Origin of the sequence: Acinetobacter sp. CIP 102637 (assembly GCF_000368425.1) — a bacterium.
GTDB classification, from domain to species: Bacteria; Pseudomonadota; Gammaproteobacteria; order Pseudomonadales; family Moraxellaceae; genus Acinetobacter; species Acinetobacter parvus.
On sequence record NZ_KB849434.1, the window covers coordinates 171896 to 192223 of the forward strand.

16 protein-coding genes and 3 tRNA genes are annotated in these 20328 nt (G+C 42.4%); 8 read left to right on the plus strand and 11 right to left on the minus strand.

The window, feature by feature from the left end:
* Positions 1 to 1036 (minus strand): RNA-guided endonuclease InsQ/TnpB family protein (locus F967_RS01205; protein ID WP_034430982.1); only part of this gene is annotated, 1036 nt, incomplete at its 3' end.
* A 20-nt stretch (positions 1037 to 1056) separates the two neighbouring features.
* Here F967_RS01205 and tnpA point away from each other — a divergent pair.
* From tnpA to F967_RS01240, 7 genes are all read left to right on the plus strand, one after another.
* A complete protein-coding gene (gene tnpA, locus F967_RS01210; protein WP_004683514.1) occupies positions 1057 to 1470 on the plus strand; it encodes an IS200/IS605 family transposase in 414 nt (137 codons plus the stop codon).
* Positions 1471 to 1690: 220 nt separating this feature from the next.
* Positions 1691 to 1999 (plus strand): hypothetical protein, encoded by a 309-nt coding sequence (locus F967_RS01215; RefSeq protein WP_004683432.1) that lies wholly within the window; start codon positions 1691 to 1693, stop codon positions 1997 to 1999.
* A 107-nt stretch (positions 2000 to 2106) separates the two neighbouring features.
* Positions 2107 to 3615 carry a glutamate--tRNA ligase gene (gene gltX, locus F967_RS01220; RefSeq protein WP_004769930.1) on the plus strand — a complete coding sequence of 503 codons (1509 nt, stop codon included), beginning with the start codon at positions 2107 to 2109 and terminating at the stop codon, positions 3613 to 3615.
* A 58-nt stretch (positions 3616 to 3673) separates the two neighbouring features.
* Positions 3674 to 3749, plus strand: a tRNA-Ala gene (locus tag F967_RS01225).
* Between the two features lie 55 nt (positions 3750 to 3804).
* Positions 3805 to 3880, plus strand: a tRNA-Glu gene (locus F967_RS01230).
* A 113-nt stretch (positions 3881 to 3993) separates the two neighbouring features.
* A complete protein-coding gene (locus F967_RS01235) occupies positions 3994 to 5400 on the plus strand; it encodes an amino acid permease (RefSeq protein ID WP_004797693.1) in 1407 nt (468 codons plus the stop codon).
* Between the two features lie 244 nt (positions 5401 to 5644).
* Positions 5645 to 5720 (plus strand) — tRNA-Glu (locus F967_RS01240).
* A gap of 82 nt (positions 5721 to 5802) precedes the next feature.
* Here the strand turns inward: F967_RS01240 and F967_RS01245 are convergent.
* Both F967_RS01245 and F967_RS01250 read right to left on the minus strand, forming a co-directional pair.
* Positions 5803 to 6729: a hypothetical protein gene (locus F967_RS01245; RefSeq protein WP_004756969.1), complete on the minus strand. Its 927-nt coding sequence runs from the start codon at positions 6727 to 6729 to the stop codon at positions 5803 to 5805.
* 176 nt (positions 6730 to 6905) lie between these two features.
* Positions 6906 to 8525: a hypothetical protein gene (locus tag F967_RS01250; protein WP_004797694.1), complete on the minus strand. Its 1620-nt coding sequence runs from the start codon at positions 8523 to 8525 to the stop codon at positions 6906 to 6908.
* A gap of 229 nt (positions 8526 to 8754) precedes the next feature.
* On the opposite strand from F967_RS01250, the gene F967_RS01255 reads away from it, so the two are divergent.
* Positions 8755 to 9093: a hypothetical protein gene (locus F967_RS01255; RefSeq protein ID WP_004797696.1), complete on the plus strand. Its 339-nt coding sequence runs from the start codon at positions 8755 to 8757 to the stop codon at positions 9091 to 9093.
* 31 nt (positions 9094 to 9124) lie between these two features.
* Here F967_RS01255 and F967_RS01260 read toward each other — a convergent pair whose 3' ends face one another.
* From F967_RS01260 to ettA, 8 genes are all read right to left on the minus strand, one after another.
* Positions 9125 to 10069 (minus strand): cation diffusion facilitator family transporter, encoded by a 945-nt coding sequence (locus F967_RS01260; protein ID WP_004678803.1) that lies wholly within the window; start codon positions 10067 to 10069, stop codon positions 9125 to 9127.
* 127 nt (positions 10070 to 10196) lie between these two features.
* Positions 10197 to 13361 (minus strand): efflux RND transporter permease subunit, encoded by a 3165-nt coding sequence (locus F967_RS01265; protein ID WP_004760508.1) that lies wholly within the window; start codon positions 13359 to 13361, stop codon positions 10197 to 10199.
* Positions 13351 to 14598, minus strand: coding sequence for an efflux RND transporter periplasmic adaptor subunit (locus F967_RS01270; protein ID WP_004797698.1), 1248 nt, complete (start codon positions 14596 to 14598; stop codon positions 13351 to 13353). Before F967_RS01270 ends, F967_RS01265 begins: the two co-directional genes overlap by 11 nt.
* Positions 14599 to 14601: 3 nt before the next feature.
* A complete protein-coding gene (locus tag F967_RS01275) occupies positions 14602 to 16029 on the minus strand; it encodes a TolC family protein (RefSeq protein ID WP_004797701.1) in 1428 nt (475 codons plus the stop codon).
* 56 nt (positions 16030 to 16085) lie between these two features.
* Positions 16086 to 16508: a cation efflux protein, CzcI-like gene (locus F967_RS01280; protein WP_004797703.1), complete on the minus strand. Its 423-nt coding sequence runs from the start codon at positions 16506 to 16508 to the stop codon at positions 16086 to 16088.
* A gap of 484 nt (positions 16509 to 16992) precedes the next feature.
* Complete coding sequence (locus tag F967_RS01285) at positions 16993 to 17604, minus strand: methyltransferase family protein (RefSeq protein ID WP_004678818.1); 612 nt, start codon at positions 17602 to 17604, stop codon at positions 16993 to 16995.
* Positions 17605 to 17907: 303 nt separating this feature from the next.
* Complete coding sequence (locus F967_RS01290; protein WP_367682870.1) at positions 17908 to 18315, minus strand: cation efflux protein, CzcI-like; 408 nt, start codon at positions 18313 to 18315, stop codon at positions 17908 to 17910.
* 186 nt (positions 18316 to 18501) lie between these two features.
* Entirely contained in the window at positions 18502 to 20163 is a 1662-nt protein-coding gene (gene ettA / locus F967_RS01295) for an energy-dependent translational throttle protein EttA (protein ID WP_004683454.1), read from the minus strand.
* Positions 20164 to 20328 lie beyond the last annotated feature (165 nt).

Consider the following 20328-nt stretch of genomic DNA (forward strand, 5'->3'; position numbering starts at 1 on the left):
CTAGACGCTCATGTCCGAGCGCAAGAATATTCAGTGCGGAATTTACATCCCGATCATGGAGCGTACCGCACTCCATACACTGCCATTCTCTTATTCCTAAGCCTGCTCTACCTTTCGGACTACTACAGCGTGAGCCACAGCACGAACAAGTTTGGGTGGTATAGGCCTCATTGACTTCTTCATACCATGCCCCTGCGTTCTCGCATTTATACTTGAGCATGGTTCTTAGTGTTGTCCAACTTGCATCTAATACAGACTTAGCTAATTTAGTCCGTGCTAGTGCTTTGGCATTCACATTGCCAATGAAGATTGCTGCATGTTCATTCACCAGTTTATGACTGAATTGATGCAACATGTTTTGACGTATATTTTTAATCTTGGCGTGAATCGCTTTGACGCGCTTTTTATTTCTCGCACGTTGAGCTATGCCAAGTTTTTGTTCATATTGCCGATAGATTTTAGGGGCTTTGAGCTTTACTCCATCTGAACAAGTGGCTAAATCCTTTAAACCCAAGTCTATGCCAATTGAGGTTTTAGCGCTGGTTTTCTCTGTTTTAATTGAATCAACTACAAGACAGACATACCAACGCCCACGACTATCCTCTACAAACGAGCCTGTTTTAACATTGTATTTGCTTAGTCCGTAGCTGTCCCATAGTTTGAATTGATGCTTGCCGTATTGAACATATCCATCAGCATATTTGATTGCTACTTTCTTGAACGGTATCCAGCCCAATGAACGCCTAGCTGATTTTTTATTGCTGACTCGCCATTTTAATTTTGCTTTTTTGAATTGCTTTCTGCGTGTAATGAGTTCTTCTGTTATGGCTTGAATGGTTTGACTATGCAAATTGCATTCTTTCGATGTGCCTTTCGTGTATTTAGCAATATCGTATGCTGAAAAGAATTGTTGTTTTCGTTGTAGATGTTTAAAACACAAATCATTCACGTAATTCCAGACAAAATTCACCTCAGATGCCATCTGATTTAGCACCTTGCAATGTTTGTCTTTTATGCGTAATTTAAGTGTTTTCATACTTAAAATATATTTGGTCTATGAGTAATAGTCAAGAGATTAGAACAGGTCGCCACTGTGTTTTTAATATGCACGTTCATTTAGTCTTTGTGGCTAAATATCAGCGTGATGTTTTTACTAAAGCAATGCTTGAAACGATGCGTGAAGTATTTGAGCGTGTATGCTTGGACTTTGAAGCTGAGTTGGTAGAGTTTGACGGTGAACATGACCATGTACATTTGCTCGTCAATTATCCGCCTAAAGTCGCTATTTCTAGTTTGGTAAATAGCTTGAAAGGTGCATCTAGTCGAATTTTACGAACCAAACACCCTGAAATTAAAAGCAAATTATGGGGTAATGCCTTGTGGTCGCCTAGTTACTTCGCTGCATCATGCGCAGGTGCGCCTATTGGGATTATTAAGCAGTATATTCAACAACAGCAAACACCGCATTAATGGCTTACGCCAGTCGCTTATATCCTCGGGCTAAACCCCGAGGTTTTACGCTCCAATGGGTAAATATTGGACATAAAATTAATGGAACTTTATCTTTTTTTGCAAAAATGTGATGCCATTCCACTTTTTCATTAATATTTATGTTTAAATTGTATCATTAAAGCAATAGTATATTTGCTTAGTTAGTCTTTTAGACTCGAAATCATGTAGGGGCGTATCAATGCGAGCATTAAAATTAAAAAAAACACTATGCTTAAGTCTATTTTTGGCATGTTCAGTCCAGTTCGGGCATGCTGCTGCAATTAAAGAAAGCAGTAACATAAAAACGATTGATAAATCGACCTCATCTTCACTTATCGGCAAGGCGCTGGATCAGCAAAAACGCAACATCAGTATGATTCCAGCGACAGATGATGAATTGAAAATGCTGAACACCATCCGCACCACGCCAACACAGAATTTCTTTGCAACGCAGAACCAGCGTTTTTCACGTTTTGTGCAGAGCCTGTTCCAGCAGCAAAATTCCTGATCTTTTAAATATGTAGTCCCCTTGCATGTTTAAATGAGCCTAGTCATGTCGTGACTAGGCTTTTTCGTTATAATGGTGTCAATTTTATTTTAAAAACTCATTTCTCTATGAAAGTTCGTACCCGTATTGCACCTTCTCCTACAGGCTTTCCGCATGTAGGCACTGCCTATATTGCCCTGTTCAACCTGTGTTTTGCCAAACAGCATGGTGGTGAGTTCATTCTCCGTATTGAGGATACTGACCAGCTTCGCTCAACGCCCGAATCTGAAAAGATGATTCTGGATTCTTTACGCTGGCTGGGTCTGAACTGGTCGGAAGGTCCAGATGTGGGTGGGCCGCATGCGCCTTATCGCCAGTCGGAACGGATGGGGATCTATAAGCAGTATGCTCTGGAATTGGTTGAAAAAGGTCATGCTTTCTACTGTTTTGCAACCGCGGAAGAACTTGACCAGATGCGTGCTGAACAGCAGGCGCGTGGCGAAACACCAAAATATGATGGTCGTGGGCTAAAATTATCACAGCAAGAAGTGGAACGTCGTCTTGCTGCGGGCGAGCCCCATGTGATCCGCATGAAAGTCCCTGAACATGGTGTATGTAAGATCAATGACCTGTTGCGTGGTGAAGTGGAGATTCCATGGGCACAGGTGGACATGCAGGTATTGTTAAAAACTGATGGCTTGCCGACCTACCATCTTGCCAATGTGGTTGACGATCACCTGATGGAAATCACCCATGTATTGCGTGGTGAGGAATGGCTACCTTCCGCACCAAAGCACCAGTTGCTGTATCAATATTTTGGCTGGGACATGCCAACCCTGTGCCACATGCCTTTATTGCGTAACCCAGACAAATCAAAATTGTCTAAACGCAAAAATCCAACCTCCATCAACTATTATCGCGACATTGGCGTGTTACCAGAAGCCCTACTCAACTATTTAGGCCGTATGGGCTGGTCAATGCCAGATGAGCGTGAGGTGTTCACCTTGGGGGAAATGGTGGAAAACTTTGATGTACAGCGTGTTTCACTAGGTGGTCCAATCTTTGATGTTGAAAAACTCAACTGGCTGAATGGTCAATGGATCAAGGCACTGACTCCTGGACAATTGCTGGACCGTTTACTGGCATGGAAAAATGACCGTCAAACGCTGGAAGATATTGCCGCCGCCATTCAGCCACGTATTAACCTGTTGTCTGAAGCAGTAAACTGGGCAGGTTTCTATTTTAACCACATGCCTCAAATTAGCAAGGAGCAGTTTGAAAGCAAGAAATTGACTGAAGAACAGGTTCGCCAAAGTCTACAGTTTGCCATTTGGCGTCTGGAAAGCCAGTTCACCTGGAACAATGACACAGTCAGCCAGACCCTGATGGACCTGGCAAACCAGATGGAAGTGAAGCTCCGTGACTTCATGCCTGCATTCTTTATTGCGATTGCAGGTTCAACCAGCTCCACGCCTGTCATGCAATCCATGGTGACTATTGGGCCTGACCTGACCTTTGCCCGTCTACGCCATGCGCTTGAGATTATTGGCTCTCCAAGCAAGAAAGAACTGAAAGTTTGGGAAAAGTTGAATGAAACGCTGAAATTGCCGAAAAATGATGCAAACAGTGAAAATTAATTCAATCTAATCATTGACGTGTGATGGCAATCCTCCTAAGATTGCTGTCACACATACTGGGGTCATAGCTCAGTTGGTAGAGCGCTACAATGGCATTGTAGAGGTCAGCGGTTCGATCCCGCTTGACTCCACCAAGTTTCTTATGTGTATTTTTCATCTGCGCCATGCAGATAAATGACTGCCTCACCTGTCCCTATCGTCTAGAGGCCTAGGACATCGCCCTTTCACGGCGGTAACCGGGGTTCGAATCCCCGTAGGGACGCCATATTCTGTTTATCCAATAATTATACTTTTCTCTCAATCTTTCCATTATTCAGATTGCACATTTCCGAATTTTCCATAAAATAGCCGCTTCTCCATGCCTGGACAAATTGTGCTATGCAATCTTCCAACTCAAATGCGAATTCAGAAACCAAGGCACTGAAACGTGCGATGAGTACCCGCCATTTAGTCATGCTTTCTTTAGGTGGTGCAATTGGTACAGGTCTATTTCTTGGTTCTGGTGAAGTCATCGCCCAAACAGGTCCAGTAGCTGCCATCATTGCCTATATTTTAGGTGGCCTGATCGCCTATATGGTCATGCTCTGTCTAGGTGAACTGGCGGTACACATGCCTGTAGCGGGTTCCTTTGGTGCATATGCGCAAAAATACATTGGTCCAGGTACGGGATACATGATTTCCTGGGTCTACTGGCTGACATGGACCGCAACCCTAGGGACCGAATTTACGGCTGCGGCCTTGCTGATGCAGGAGTGGTTTCCACATATTTCCATGTGGATCTGGACCATTATCTTTGCCATCACCATTTTTGCATTGAACCTCAGCTCAACCCGTATTTTTGCTGAATCTGAATTTTGGCTGGCACTGGTTAAAGTGGTGACTGTGGTTGCCTTTATTATCCTGGGTTTGCTGGCAATTTTCGGCCTGATTCCTTTCCACGGTGCCGAGTCTGCCCCCCTATTCCACAACCTTACTGCGCAAGGCTGGTTTCCCCAGGGACTGGTTCCAATTTTCACCACCATGCTGATTGTAAATTTTGCCTTTTCAGGCACTGAACTGATTGGCGTAGCGGCAGGTGAAACTAAAGACCCTGCGGTGAATGTGCCAAAAGCCATCAACGCCGCAATCTGGCGGTTACTGATTTTCTTTGTCGGCACCATCGTGGTGATTAGTGCCTTATTGCCATTTCAGGTTGCAGGCCTGGGTGGTGAAAGTGTAAGCAACAGTCCTTTTGTGACTGTGTTTAACTACATTGGTATTCCTTATGCCGATGACATTATGCGCTTCGTGATTATTACCGCACTGTTGTCTGCCGCCAATTCTGGTCTGTATGCAGCATCACGGATGATGTGGTCATTGTCCGCCCAGCGCCAGCTTCCACAAGTGTTCTCACGCCTGTCGAGTAGCGGTACACCTGTAATCGCGCTGGTGGTCACTATGTTTGGTGCAATTCCAGGACTGTTATCAGAGCATTTTGCCCCTGAAACCATTTTTAAGAATTTACTCGGTATTGCCGCTTTTACTATGGTGATTGTGTGGATGAGCATCTGCTGGAGCCAGTTCAACTTTAGACGTGCATGGTACAAGGCTGGTCACTCCGCAAAAGACCTCAAGTTTGCTGCGCCACTTTATCCGATTGTTCCGATTCTGGGTTTTGTCTTCTGCTTTATTACAGGTTTAAGTATGGCGGCAGATCCTGAAATGCAGGCTGGCTTTATCGGATGTTTACTGTTTATTGCAGCCTGTTATCTCAGCCATTATATTTTCTATCGTGACCGTACATAAAATTGGCTCAATAAAAATGCACTTGCACTTCGCCAAAGCTTCAATCGCTTTGGCTTGCTCAAGTTGCATTTTTTATCTCCATAAAAGGTGATTTGGCTGAAACAACTGACCTTAAAACCATTTTTGCTTATTTATTCCGCACAACGCTTTATTTTTAGACACTTATCAAGTTTTTCTGGATTTTCCTGAGAAAAGTGTTTGACACCCTATGCAATTCAACCTAATATACGCCCACCTCTGAAACGTCCCTATCGTCTAGAGGCCTAGGACATCGCCCTTTCACGGCGGTAACCGGGGTTCGAATCCCCGTAGGGACGCCAAATTCTAAAAAGCCACTGCATTGACAGTGGCTTTTTTATTGGACATATGCAATTTACAGGGCGTATACAATACGCCCCTACCCTAATCTGTTCCGATGCCAACCTGCACTTCCAGCCGTCCAGACTGTACCCGTAAGCCTCGGATCTCAAATTGATCAACTAATTGTTGTACCAATTCGCGGCTCTCTTGCAAAATATTAAGTCCTGGCAAAATACTGAAATCAGTCAAGCTTAATAGCTTATCGACCATCCATGAACGGTTGTTAATAAAATCAATAAAGCCCGCTTCCTCAAGGTCGATATACCAAATGCGGTGCCCCTCTTTCTGGATGCCTGGCACATCACGGATCAGGTGATTAATTAAAAAGGGAATCGGCAAGGAATTAATGACTTCAAAGCTGACATTACCCACCCGACGTGCCGCCCAGTTGGTTAGCGTGCCACCATGACGGATTTGCAGGTCCAGATGTTCATCAATCTGGCGTAAACGCAGATATTTTTCCTGACCAATGCGACATTCCAGCACATTGAACTCAAGTGAAAGACGATAGAGAAAACGGCGGTAATGCCCGTCCAGTTCAATGTGAAAACGGTCATTGCCACATTCCACCTTGATATCATCAATTTCCGCCCGATTGATGCGTTTACGCAATTGGCTGTTCAATAACATTTCAGGCAAATACAGGGTAATTGCCCCCTTACCCAGAGATGCCCTCGCCATTGCCAGTGCAACCTGACGTGCTGCCTCACTAGTCTCGGAAACCATGTCACGCACGGAGTTACGCATTCCCTCCACTCCCCGTTTGGTATGGTGAGTCACATGATCCAGGGCAGCGTCTGCAACGCCTGCTATGTTACGGGATGTGTCAGTGGCAAACTCAACCGCATCCTGCGCGTGTTGCAGGGTCTTGTTGATCAGCCGACGTGACAGCGATGGTTTTTCACCCGATTCATCTGAGTCTGCTGGCATAATATCAAACATTGCCTTTTTATCATCTTGTCGATTCAAGATGTTCTCCCTCTTCCCTTTCTTACTGGCCCATTTCTATGGGCTACACTCTACTTTCTAAACTTATTCAACGTTTTTTCTAGATTAGCATGCAACGCATGGCAAATTGCGTCTTTTTGTTGCGTAACTTCAAATTATTTAATGCACCAGACATACAATCTCTAATAAAAAAAACGTTACTTTTCATCTTCTTTGATAGATATATTTTCAGGCTGTTCTGGTCGTACCCACACCTGTTCCAGACGGATGGTTTTATACTTGTCCAAAGCCTGCTGGAGTAACTCAATCTTTTCTCCCACACCCTCAAGCTGGAAATAAACAATTTCCCTCAGCGCCACCCATGCAGCCTGCATCCTGTCAAAATCATTGCCCTTTTGCAGTTTTTGCTGCATCCAGTTAAACAGACCCTGAGCCCGCTGCTGCTGTTCAAACTGATAGACAAACAGCCCACTTGATAGTGCTCCCTCAATCGTCTGTTCACTTAACAAACCTTGTAGCTGCTGCAACCGTTTAGTTTGTTGCTCAAGGTAAGCCTTTAGCACATCCTGATGGAACCACTGGGCAAATGCAGTCATTTCTGCAACCACCACATCCCGCTGCTCATATAAGGCCGTTCTTTCAGGATGGTATTTATCCAAACGAATATCGCCTAGATAGGCCATTAAGCCCTGCTCCAGAATGGTCTGGATTGAACCGAGATTTAAACAGCTCTCATGCAATGCCTCTGTATTGGTCAGTGTTGTTGTTAATTGCTCGGGTTGGTTCAATAATTTCAAAATATCAGGATTGGCCTGAACAGCAAGCCATAAACGCCCAAGTTGTTGTTCAGCATGATCCTGTGTGATTGTCGAATCATTTTCAGGGTTTAAAATACGTTTTAACGCTGCCTGCATGTTATTTGAATGAACCAGGCTCGCAACAATGATCTGATCCATTAAAAGCTGGGGCGCGCTGGCAATCACATCCTGACTATAAGGAAGATGCAATTCTCTTCCTCCCAGTATCCCACCCAAAGATTTCCCCAGCGAATTTAAACCACGCCCCACATCTGCCAGAATATTGGTTTCAGTTGCCCGTTTCTGCAAGATATTGGCGGGTAACAACAGACTCACTGCCCGCTGCAACAGCATGGCATGGGTTTTCTGGTCAATCACTTTGCCATATTGGTTTAACAACTCAACTGCATATTCCACATCACTGAGGTGTGACTTATATTCAGGCTGGTTCCGCTTAAGCAGGCAGTCGATATAGCCATAAAAGGCAATTTCATTGCGCTGTGTGGATTGTTGCGCTGCCCATTCATATTGCGTGATGGCCTGCCTATATTGCCCTGCACCTGCATAGGACTTCGCCAGTGCCACCGCATGCTGGGCACTTGGATATTTCTGCTGAAAATGATGAAGCAAATCCAGTTTAGGCTGCTGGTCCAGACATGGGTCAAGCTGACGCAAATAGATGTTGATTTGCTGCTGGGTCGGTTGTGGCGTGATGAAGTTTAGTCGATACATCAGGCATTGTTCATACCAGGCATGTTTTCTGGCATGGGTTTCATAAGCAGGAATAAACTCATCCTCAACCAATTGAATCAGCTGTGTTGAATACAGAATGTCCTCTTCTGTCTCATGCCTGAATTTCCATTGTTTTGGCAAAGACATCTTAAAGAGCCGTAAAAAGAAATTGGCACTGAGATCAGGACTTTCCATACTCACCAGCATCAACTTGTCCTGAGTGGAAAGATGTTCTTTTCCCTTTTCAATCCGTGACAAACGCAATTTTAGAATTTTGGTGGATAGCATGCGTTTCCTTTCACAACCGTAAATAAACCCTACAATAAAACTATCATGACTGATTGTAGTTTTGCGAACAGGTTTAGACGAGCTGTATATAGACCTTTGGCTTAACTCCAGCGCTGATTCGATAGCAGTTAAAAGCAGAAAATAAGTAAAATTATGTATTTGAATAATTCAGGATTTTAGCTTTTGCATAATTTTCGCTAAAATAGCCAAAACACTATAGGAATCCTCTATGCAATACCGTTGCCCTAAATGTCAAAGCGTGAAAATTATGCCTGTCAGTCAGGGTGCCAACAGCCCTCGTCCCAGCGTACCAAAAAGCCTGGTGCTTCTCGTTCCCGCCATTTTTATTTTACTGGTTTTGGTGTTGATCAGTGTTGGGATGTGGGTTTTTGGTGATGGTGCAGGACAAACACTGCAAATCGCAACCGTTGCAGTATTTGGTGTTTGTGTAATTGCAGGTGTTCTGTTCTGGCGTGATCTGCCAGATTTTAAAATCTCCATGCAGGCCTTTATGCAGGCGCAAAAGCACTGGAAATGCCGTGACTGCAATCACCAATGGCAGAATTAAACCACATAAAAGAAGTAGGTTTCACATCAGCTTAATGCTGATGTGAATGACCATGTTCCTCATCTTCATCATGTTGATGCGTATGCTGGCAATTCATTTCTGCATCATCTTCAATTTGTAATGTCACCTCAGCTATACCATGTTCATGTGCCAACATTTCAGTCGCAGCTTGATGTAATTGCTTACGATCAGCATTTGGTGCAAATAAATGTACGGTCAGATGAATATTCTTTGAGGTAATCGCCCAAACCTTAAGTTGATGAATACTCTCAACACCCTGTAACGCCAATAAGTCGTTACGCAGTTTTTCAATATCCACTTCTTCAGGTACACCTTCAAGGAGAATATTGATACTTTGACGAAGCAAAATCCAAGTTCTTGGTAACACCCAAAACCCAATTGCAACGGCAATAATCGTATCAACCCAATACCAATTGGTGTAGTAAATAATGACCGCACCAATAATCACACCAACTGAGCCAAGCGCATCACTTAACACTTCCAAATAAGCGCCTTTCATATTCAAACTTTCGGCTGCACTCGACATCAAAATCTTCATGGAAATAAGATTAATGACAAGACCCAAAGACGCAACGATAAGCATGCCTACACTTTGAATCTCAGGAGGTTGTGTAAATCGTTGATAAGCTTCGTAAAGGATATAGATTGCAACAAAAAATAGCATGGAAGCATTAAATAACGCCGCCAAGATTTCAAAACGCTGATAACCAAATGTGCGTTTATTATCTGCTGGACGTTTAGCGATTTTAATCGCAGCCAAAGCAATCGCGAGTGCTGCCGCATCAGTAAACATATGCGCTGCATCGGACAGCAATGCCAAACTTTGTGTAATTAAACCCGCAATAACTTCGACGATTAAAAATGTTGTTGTCAGCACCAACGCAATCGTCAATTTTTTTGCGTTGCCTTCAGTAACTACAGCATAACTATGATCATGCCCTTGATGTCCACTCATATTGGACTCCTTATCATTATCGGCGTAAAACCCATAGGGGTTTTACAAGTCAGCCAAAGTTGAAATGCTTTGGCTGGTTTAGTTTCTTCTTAATAAAATGCTTTACTAAGAAGATAGCATAAATGGATTAGATTGCGGTTTCCTGACTTTTTGCTTCCTTAGCTTCATTCATCCAGCGATAAACTACAGGCAAAATCAGCAAGGTCAGCAAAGTCGATGAAATAATTCCACCAATCACTACCGTTGCCAATGGACGCTGCACCTCTGCACCAGTACCAGTCGCAATTGCCATTGGAATAAAGCCAAGCGAAGCAACAAAAGCCGTCATTAATACAGGACGTAATCTTAAGATTGCTCCCTGCCATGTGGCTTTATGCACATCAAACTGCTCACGAAGTTCTTTAATAAAACTCAGCATCACAAGACCATTCAATACAGCGACACCTGACAGTGCGATGAATCCCACACCTGCCGACATTGACAGTGGAATATCCCGAAGCCAAAGTGCAACCAAACCACCAGACAATGCGAATGGCACGCCGCTAAAGACCAATAAACTTTCTTTAAAGTTATGGAACACAGCCATCAATAAAACAAAGATGGTAATTAACGCGAGTGGAATCACGATCTGCATACGTGCTGCAGCAGAAGCCAAATTCTCAAACTGCCCACCATATTCCAACCAATATCCCGCAGGCAAAGGTTGTTGTTTAAGGGTTGCTTGTAACTCTTGGACAAATGAACCCAAATCACGCCCTTCCACATTGGCAGTCACAATGACACGACGTTTACCATTTTCACGTCCGACCTGATTCATACCTGAAATGGTTTCCACCTTGGCAATATCTTGCAACTGGATCAAACCACCATTCGGCAATTGAATAGGTAACTGCGCTAAGTTCTGTGCTGTGCGTTGTTCATCGGGTAAACGGATTTCAAAATCAAAACGGCGGTCACCTTGTAAAATCTGACCGACATTCTGACCACCGACACTCGCTGCAACAACATCTTGAATCGATTTCACAGATAAGCCATATTGCGCTGCAAGTGCATTATTGATATCGACATTGAGTACAGGCAAGCCCGTCGTTTGCTCAACCTTAACTGCAGTCGCTCCCGAGATTTTCTGGACTTGTTGCGCAATTGTCTGTGCTTGAGTATTCAGCACATCCATATCATCGCCAAAGACTTTGATCCCGACATCACTACGTACACCTGAGATCAATTCATTAAAACGTAGTTCAATCGGTTGTGAAAACTCACTGTTGTTGCCTGGAATATTTTCCAGAAATGCCTGCATCCGTGTCCGTAACTCATCAATAGTTTCCTTTGGATTTTCCCACTGATCTCGTGGTTTTAATAAAATCACCGCATCGGAAATATTGGGTGGCATTACATCCGTTGCAACTTCAGCCGTACCTGTTCGAGCAAAAACAGCTTTAACTTCTGAGAAATTCTTTAAGATTAGTTTTTCAGTGTTTTCCTGCATTCTTAAAGATTGTTCCAAACCTGTACTTGGAGAGCGCATTTGCTGTAAAGCAAAATCCCCTTCACTCAATTGTGGTGCAAACTCACTACCAATTTGCGTGGTCAATACACCAGTCAAAACTAAAATACTCACCGCTAAAGTCACAACCACCATCTTAAATTGATATGCCCAATCTAGGATTTGTTGATATTTTCTTTTTAGCGCTTGCATCCAACGAGATTCTTTTTCTTTCACCTCACCTGTAATAAATAACGCCACAGCCGCTGGAACAAAAGTCACCGACAAAATCATCGCACCCAGCAATGCCATTACCACCGTCATTGCCATTGGATGGAACATTTTCGCTTCTACACCTGTCAAAGCAAAAATGGGTAGATACACCACCATAATAATGGCCTGACCAAACAGGAGTGGTTTACGTGCTTGCTTGGCTGCCAAAAAGACTTCTTTAAAGCGTTCTTGTCTTGTTAATAATCGCCCTGCATGATGTTGGGCTTCTGCGAGCCGTCGAATACAGTTTTCGACAATCACTACCGCACCATCGACAATAATCCCGAAGTCTAATGCGCCTAGACTCATCAAATTGGCACTAATATTTTGCTCAGCCATTCCTGTTAATGTAAACAACATCGAAAGCGGAATGACACAGGCAGTAATTAAAGCTGCACGAAAATTACCTAAGAACACAAAGAGAATCACGATGACGAGGATCGCACCTTCAACCAAGTTCTTTTGAACAGTTTTAATGGCTTTATTGACTAAACTGGTACGATCATAAACCGTTTCAATTTCAACCCCTTTGGGTAAAGTCGGCTGAATTTCTTGAATTTTTGCATCTACCGCTTGGGCAACGGTACGACTGTTTTCGCCCATCATCATCATGGCGATACCTAATACCGTTTCTTCGCCATTATAGGTTGCAGCACCTGTACGTAAATCATGCCCAATCGCAACCGTTGCAATATCGGCTACACGTATAGGTAAACCATTTTTGACACTTACGGTAATATTTTGGATATCTTCAACTGTACTGAGCATGCCCGGAACACGGACAGTAAGCTGCTGACCATTTTCCTCAATAAATCCCGCACCACGGTTTTCATTATTTTCCTGTAGAGCTGTTTGAAACTCTGTCAGTGAAATTTGAAGCTGCTGCAAACGTTTTAAATCAGGAGAAACGATATAGGTTTTGTTGTAACCACCAATACTATTGATTTCAGCTACACCTTTCACTCGCTGCAATTGCGGACGCACAATCCAGTCTTGGATCTCGCGCAAATCCATAGCAGTATATGGCGTACCATCTTCTTTTTTGGCATCAGGTTTAGCTTTAATCACCCACTGGTAAATTTCGCCCAAGCCCGTAGAAACAGGTGACATGAGTGGATCAACTGCATCTGGCAACTGCCCATCGGCTTCTTGCAAACGTTGATTAATTAACTGTCTCGCCCAGTAAATATCAGTGCCATCTTTGAAAATAATAGTGACTTGCGATAAACCATAACGTGAAATTGAACGAGTTTGCTCTAAGTTTGGAATCCCTGCCATGGCGGTTTCAATCGGATAAGTAATCCGCTGTTCTACCTCTAAGGCAGTATAACCATTCGCTTGGGTATTAATTTGTACTTGAGTATTGGTAATATCAGGAACTGCATCTATCGGAAGCTTTTGATAGCTCCAAATACCAACTGCAATCCACGTCATCACAAATAGCATCACCCAAATGGCATTACGAATCGAAAATTGAATCAATCGATCAAATAAACCTTCAGGCTTGGGGAATTGAGGAGAGTTAATGCCCATGTTCAGCCTCCCCTTTTTCAAGTTCTGATTTCAACAAGAAACTACCTGTTGCTACATAAGACTGGCCCGCACTCAAACCTTGGGTAATTTCGACCCATTGTCCATCTTGGGTACGTTGACCGATCTGAACAGGAATCGCTTTGAAATCAAAACCCTTTTTCTGATTCGGTTGGGCAACGAAAACGACATCTTTACCGTCTACCTGCTGAATCGCTTCAGAACTCACGCGAATCACAGATGATTTTGAACCTGCTTGTAGTTCAACATTCACCATCAGATTTGGACGTAATTCAGTCGCATTCGACAATACTTTGGCACGAATCTGTAAGCGCCCCGTTTGAGCATCTGCCTCCGTGGTTAGGCTCTGAACTTGGGCATTAAAAATATTGCCTGTTTGTAGCGATTTAAAACGAATTTGCTGATTGGGTTGCACATTGATATTCGCCATAGTCGGCAACACAAATTCCAACCAAAGTTGATCTAACTGATCAATAGTAAATAGTTGATCTGCAAGTTGAACATTTTCACCAATGACAATGTCTTTATTACTAATTACACCACTGATCGGTGCAGTTAGCGTATAGCGACCACTTGAACCAGAAGCTGCACCAAAGGCGCTAAGACGCGAACGGGCTGCCTGCACCTGAATCTGTGCTTGACGATAAGCATTGTAGGCACGTTGATAATCTTGTTTGGCAGAAATACCTTGAGACCATAAACTACGTTCACGCTCATAATCCTGCTTTGCCAGCTCCAGATTGGTCTGGGCAATTTGTAAATTGGCCTGTTGATCCACCAAATCAGGAACAAGCAGATTTGCCAAAGCCTGACCACGTTTCACTTGCTGACCCAACTCAACGTAGACCGATTCAACACGACCAGCAAAACTTGGTGAAACATGCGCTTGCCGATCTGTATTCACGACCAATTTTGCAGGAAAAGTTTGAACCTGATTCACTTCACCCAATGCCACTTGTGCCAATTTGACACGATGCTGCTGCATTTGCTCTGCGGTTAAACTAAGGCTTTCTTCAGCCTCATGTTCCTCGCCATTTTCATCATGAGCAGATTCAGCTTTTTCACTTTCCTGATGAGCATGTTCTTGTTCACCCTGTGCAGCACTTTCAGCAGTTTTGCTCTTGTTATTCCACAATAGTCCGACTGCCAAAAGTATCGTCAGTACGGCAATCACCACAATCCAAAGCCACTGAGAAGGTGTTTTTTGTTTGATATTCATTTCTTATTCTCCGACTTGGCTTGGGAAAGCGTTACTTTGTTGCCAAACACGTTGATTCAATTGCATCAGTGCATCTTTGGCTGTGATTTGCTCGACAGGAAGACCCATACGCGCACTTTGAACTTCTACACTCAACTGCCATGCTTGTTTAAGGAGTTGTACTTTACGCAAGCGAACATCTTGTAATTGGGTGGTCGCTTGCTGCACGTCAGTCACAGCAAATTTACCAAGACGAAAACCTTCTAAGGTTTTTTGCTGAACTTGGGTTGCCAAGGGCACCTGCTGATCATTCAGTTGTTTAAATTGCATGTGTAAGCCACGTAATTCTGCAAGACGAACATCGATATCCATCTGGTTTTGTTGACGGTAGAAACGCTGTTGCTGTTGAATCAGTGTTTGTTTGGCCTCTGCAATCTGAATACCGTATTTTTGTGGATTAAAAATATTAAGAGGAATCGCAACGCCTAAACGAATTTGATTTTCAGTGTTTTGATCTGCTGATCGAGTCCGATTCACCCCTAAGGTCATAATCGGCTGAGGACGAGATTTTGCTTTGAGCTGCTCGATATTGGCTTGTTGACGTTGTGTTTCTAATTGCAAACTACGCTCAAACAAATTCTCAATGTTTTGTTCATCAGTCTTCACAGCTGTGGCTCTTGCCCAAAGCTCATTGACAGTTGGTGCAATCATAAATTGATTCGCATCACTGCCCCAGAAACTGGCTAATTGTTTCTGTGCGACTTGCAGCTGTAAATCAGCCTGCTGAAAAATACGCTGATTCTCTAAATGAGCCATACGCACACGTTCGACATCAACTTGAGCAATACTACCGGCCTGATAGCGTTTTAAAGTGGCATCTAAATTTTGCTGACTCACTTGCAACTGTTCTGCGATCAATGACTTTTCTAATTGGAATAACGCCACTTGCGACCATGCGTATTGCACAATCAAATCAAGTTTCGCATTGTAACGTTGCTGTTCAAGGTCAACTTGTGTTGAGGAAAGTTGAGCAACTTTTTGTGCTGCTCGACGCTGACCAAAAAGATCCAAAGCTTGCGAAACACCAATTGCTAACTCTTGATCTTTGTTACTTTGTAAGCCTGTTTGTTCAACAGAAATACTTGGATTCGCCCACAAAGCGCTTTGTTTAAGCTGCGCACTTGCCATTTGTTGCTGTGTTTGCCAACTTGACTGATTCGCTTGATAGCTACGAATCTGTTCAAGGATCTGATCAAAACTAGCATTTCTTTGCATAGCACGATTGGGTGACTGATTGGCATCCAACAATGACTCTGCTTGCACAGATTGATTAGAAATCACCATTGCCAGTGTTAGCAAAAGTACTGAACATTTTGATGAAAACGCATAAGCACTTGGTTTTAGTGCATACGACCTAAGCGTATTACTACGCTGATTAAAACTGGAAGACATAATGAAGCCCCGCAAATAAAGGAAAATTGCGGTGGGCTATTTTTCGGCTACCCCACCTATAGCGGGGTAAAAAGCGGCGGTGGGTTTAATCTAGATAAATGCGGGGATTGGTAGGAATTCGACCAAATATAATTCTGCTTAAATTCTTTGACTCTAAGCAAAGGTTCATCAAGTTGCTGCTGTGCTTCAATCATCACAACATGAAAACAAGATGGCAAATGATCATGATGATCTTGCAAGCTCAAAGGCATTGGTAAATCAGTCGTATCCTGATTAATCGAATGGATATGCTGTTTCGTTACAACCTCAGCATTCGCAGGAAGATGATGACCAAAATGACTATCTAAGATTGACTGTTGACTAATATTTTCATGTCCGCAATACGCGGCAGCCACATTCCAAAGACTTTGGAATATGAACAAACTCAGCAAGACGGAAATGAAAAGAGTAGAATGGCGCAAAAGTTTCTCTTTAGACAAAAATTGCTCAAATGGACTATAGCAAGTAAGTTCGATGTAATAAAATTACATTTAGCAAGATAAAAATAGAAAACAAAGTAAATCTGACTGCTTTAAAAAATAATTTAACTCATCAATATATTTATCTTCATGAATAGGAAACTGATTATTTAAATAATCAGTTTCCTAAAAAATTATTTACATTCACAACTTAAGTGAGAATGATGATGCTGCTTTGTAGTCTTGGTTTTCATTTCTTGCTGAGACTGAATATTTTTTCTAGAAAAATTAATCCGCCATCTGCATTTGCGAGGGTTGCAGAAAATAATAAAACTACTAAGCCTAATTTTACATTTAATTGAATAGACATACTCATTACCTCATTTAAATATTTCAGATTTATTTAAGGATTTAATCCAAAAATAAAATTAATTTGACTTATGCTTTCATCAACCGACCTTAGTACTCATTAAAAGGTCTAAAAAACATAAGGATTTCTTTGCTACTAAAACCAACTGAACAATGAAGGAAGCACACCATGTAAACGTAGCTCTTCAAAAAGCTGAACTAAAGCTGCAACCCAGATAAACCAAACCACTTGCCCCAAAAAAATACGGAAATGTTTTGGAGATACTTGATAAAAATCAGGCTCTTTAAAGTTTTTGAAGCTTGGTAAAAAGCGAGGGGTTGTGCTTACATAATCTGAATATCTTGTTCCATATTTTTTACTCAAGAACACTTCTTCTTGACGCATAACATAATGGTAATAACCAAGAAAATAGATCGTAAATAAGATTGGGAAGACAAACGTCTCTGTCAGAAACATGATGCCAACGCCGCCTAAATAACTAAATAGATATAGTGGATTTCTACAAAGAGAATATGGACCTTCGGTCACTAATTTTGCATTCTTAAATCCTGAAATATAAAGACTGCACCATATTCTCCCCATCACACCAATGCCTACAAATAGCCATCCGAAGAACCATAAAATATGTTCTATAAATGAAGACTGGAAATGCCATTCACTAGAACTCAATGCAAGAATAATCGCCAATGTAAATCCAATAACTCTTGAACTCACAGTCCGAACACGTGGGGAAAATAAAATATTCATTTTATAAACCTCAATGACTGCAAATCATTAAAGATGAAATAGGAACTTCATTAAAATGATATTTTTGCTGATGAGGAATGGAGGATGAATACTGGAACAAATTGGATTCATGAATGAAGGAAACGTTCCGTAAAGATTTACAAAATCTTGATAAAACTGTAGATAGCATCGTCTTATCAGCATAAGGATGTGGACGTTTCCGTGAGTAATCTACAGAGAAGATCGTTGTACTGTATTTACAAGTATAATTAAGCATAGAATAACCCTTTGAAATAGATATATTTCTAGTGGGTTATTTTTTGGCTACCCCACTAATAGCGGGGTTGATTCAGGTGGTGGATTAAATTCAGATAAATAAGGGGATTGGTAGAAATTTGCCCAATAATACTTTTGTTTTAATTCATGTGCTCTGAAAATTGGCTCATTTAGTTGTTGTTCTGAAGCTAAAAAGACTACATTCGTACAGGTTGGCAGATGATCATGATGATCGGTGACATTAATAGATTTCGATGTATCTGAAACCTTTAAAACAACCTCAGCATCACTGCTATTTTTGGTTGAGCTTTCAGAAAAATGATGACCAAAATGCGAATCTGAGATAATTTGTTCAGTTGGATTTTCGTGCGTGCAATAAGCTGCAGCCACATTCCAAATGCTTTGGAATATGAACAAACTCAATAAGACTGTCATAAATACAGCAGAACGTCGCACGTTTGATCAACTGTTCAAAATTTATTGAAGCATAGCAACGAAAGCTTATGTAATAAAATTACATTATTAAGTGAGATTGTTTTAATTACGTAACCAATCTTATAAATCCATTTTTTGTCCTTCAAATGATAATCTAAGCAATAAAAAAACCAGCCCGAAAGCTGGTTTCTTTTAGTTTACGGGCAATTAACCTGTAATCTTCTTATATTTGGTGCGTTTCTGGGCCGCATCTTCACCTAAACGAGACTGACGGTATGCTTCATATTCTGCATAGTTACCTGTGTAGAATTCTGGCTGTTCATTTTCAAATGACAGAATGTGCGTGGCAATACGGTCAAGGAACCAACGGTCGTGCGACACCACCATGACGGTACCAGGGAATACGAGAATTGCATCCTCAAGCGCACGTAAGGTTTCGATATCCAGATCGTTCGATGGCTCATCCAGCAGGATCACGTTCGCGCCCATTTGCAGGATTTTCGCAAGTTGTAAACGGTTACGCTCACCACCAGACAATTCACCTACACGTTTTTGCTGATCTTGGCCTTTAAAGTTAAAGCGACCAATATAAGCACGCGATGCGATTTCATAATCACCGATTTTTAAGATATCCAAACCGCCAGAAACTTCTTCCCATACAGTTTTGTTATTATCCAGGGTGTCACGAATCTGACCCACATACGCCACTTTAACCGACTCACCCAAAGTCACCGTACCTGTATCAGGTTGCTGTTCGCCAGTCATCATACGGAACAGTGTGGTTTTACCTGCACCGTTTGGACCCACAATCCCGACAATCGCTGTAGGTGGTACAGTAAAGCTCAGGTTTTCGTACAATAGGCGACCGTCAAATGATTTACTAATGCCTTCCACTTCCACAACTTTGTTGCCCAAACGTGGACCAGGTGGAATGTAGATTTCAGAGGTTTCATTACGTTGTTGGAACTCACGCGAGTTAAGTTCTTCAAAACGCTCCATACGCGCCTTGTTTTTCTTTTGCTGACCTTTGGCATTTGAACGAACCCATTCAAGTTCTTTTTTCAATGCCTTGGCAAAAGACTCTTCTTGCTTATTTTCTTGCTCTAGGCGGGCATTCTTCTGCTCTAACCAAGAAGAATAGTTACCTTGGTAAGGAATCCCCATACCACGGTCAAGTTCAAGAATCCACTCGGCCACGTTATCCAGGAAATAACGGTCATGGGTAATCGCAACGATGGTGCCAGGGAAATCTTTTAGGAAACGCTCTAACCAAGACACTGATTCAGCATCTAAATGGTTGGTCGGTTCGTCCAGAAGTAACATATCTGGCTTAGACAGCAATAAACGACACAGTGCAACACGGCGACGTTCACCACCTGAAAGTAATGATACATCTGCATCCCAAGCTGGAAGATTCAAGGCATTTGCTGCAATTTCCAACTGGTTATCTAAATTATGTGCATCCCAGGTCTGGATAATCGCTTCCAGTTTTTCCTGTTCTTTTGCAAGCTTGTCAAAGTCAGCATCAGGATCAGCATATTCAGCAAATACCTGATCAAGACGCTCTAAAGCATCCAGTGCTTCACGTACGCCATCTTCAACGTTGCCACGAACATCCTTGCTTGGATCAAGTGGCGGTTCCTGTTCCAGATAGCCGATCTTGATTCCTGGTTGGGCACGGGCTTCACCTGAGAAATCTTTGTCTACGCCAGCCATAATACGGAGCAAGGTCGATTTACCTGCACCGTTCAAACCAAGCACACCAATTTTTGCGCCTGGGAAAAATGATAAAGAGATGTCTTTTAAGATTTCGCGCTTGGGCGGAACCATTTTCGACACTCGGTTCATCGTATAAATATATTGGGCCACGCAGGACTCCTCAATTGAAAAACCAATACATCGCAAAAAAGCGAATGAATAATCGGGCGTATTATACGCTGAAAACCCGATCAACTTGAAGTTAAGATAGGATTTGTTTGTCTCGAACAAAGGATTTTCTTTTTCAAGACATTGCAGCGTTGCAAAGACCTTGCC

Bases quoted from the DNA above. Each gene is read 5' to 3' on its own strand.
- F967_RS01250 (WP_004797694.1), bottom strand. From the start codon at position 8,525: ATGCTATCCACCAAAATTCTAAAATTGCGTTTGTCACGGATTGAAAAG.
- F967_RS01275 (WP_004797701.1), bottom strand. From the start codon at position 16,029: ATGTCTTCCAGTTTTAATCAGCGTAGTAATACGCTTAGGTCGTATGCA.
- F967_RS01235 (WP_004797693.1), top strand. From the start codon at position 3,994: ATGCAATCTTCCAACTCAAATGCGAATTCAGAAACCAAGGCACTGAAA.
- F967_RS01285 (WP_004678818.1), bottom strand. From the start codon at position 17,604: ATGAATATTTTATTTTCCCCACGTGTTCGGACTGTGAGTTCAAGAGTT.
- F967_RS01270 (WP_004797698.1), bottom strand. From the start codon at position 14,598: ATGAATATCAAACAAAAAACACCTTCTCAGTGGCTTTGGATTGTGGTG.
- tnpA (WP_004683514.1), top strand. From the start codon at position 1,057: ATGAGTAATAGTCAAGAGATTAGAACAGGTCGCCACTGTGTTTTTAAT.
- F967_RS01255 (WP_004797696.1), top strand. From the start codon at position 8,755: ATGCAATACCGTTGCCCTAAATGTCAAAGCGTGAAAATTATGCCTGTC.
- gltX (WP_004769930.1), top strand. From the start codon at position 2,107: ATGAAAGTTCGTACCCGTATTGCACCTTCTCCTACAGGCTTTCCGCAT.
- F967_RS01215 (WP_004683432.1), top strand. From the start codon at position 1,691: ATGCGAGCATTAAAATTAAAAAAAACACTATGCTTAAGTCTATTTTTG.
- F967_RS01260 (WP_004678803.1), bottom strand. From the start codon at position 10,069: ATGAGTGGACATCAAGGGCATGATCATAGTTATGCTGTAGTTACTGAA.
- F967_RS01265 (WP_004760508.1), bottom strand. From the start codon at position 13,361: ATGGGCATTAACTCTCCTCAATTCCCCAAGCCTGAAGGTTTATTTGAT.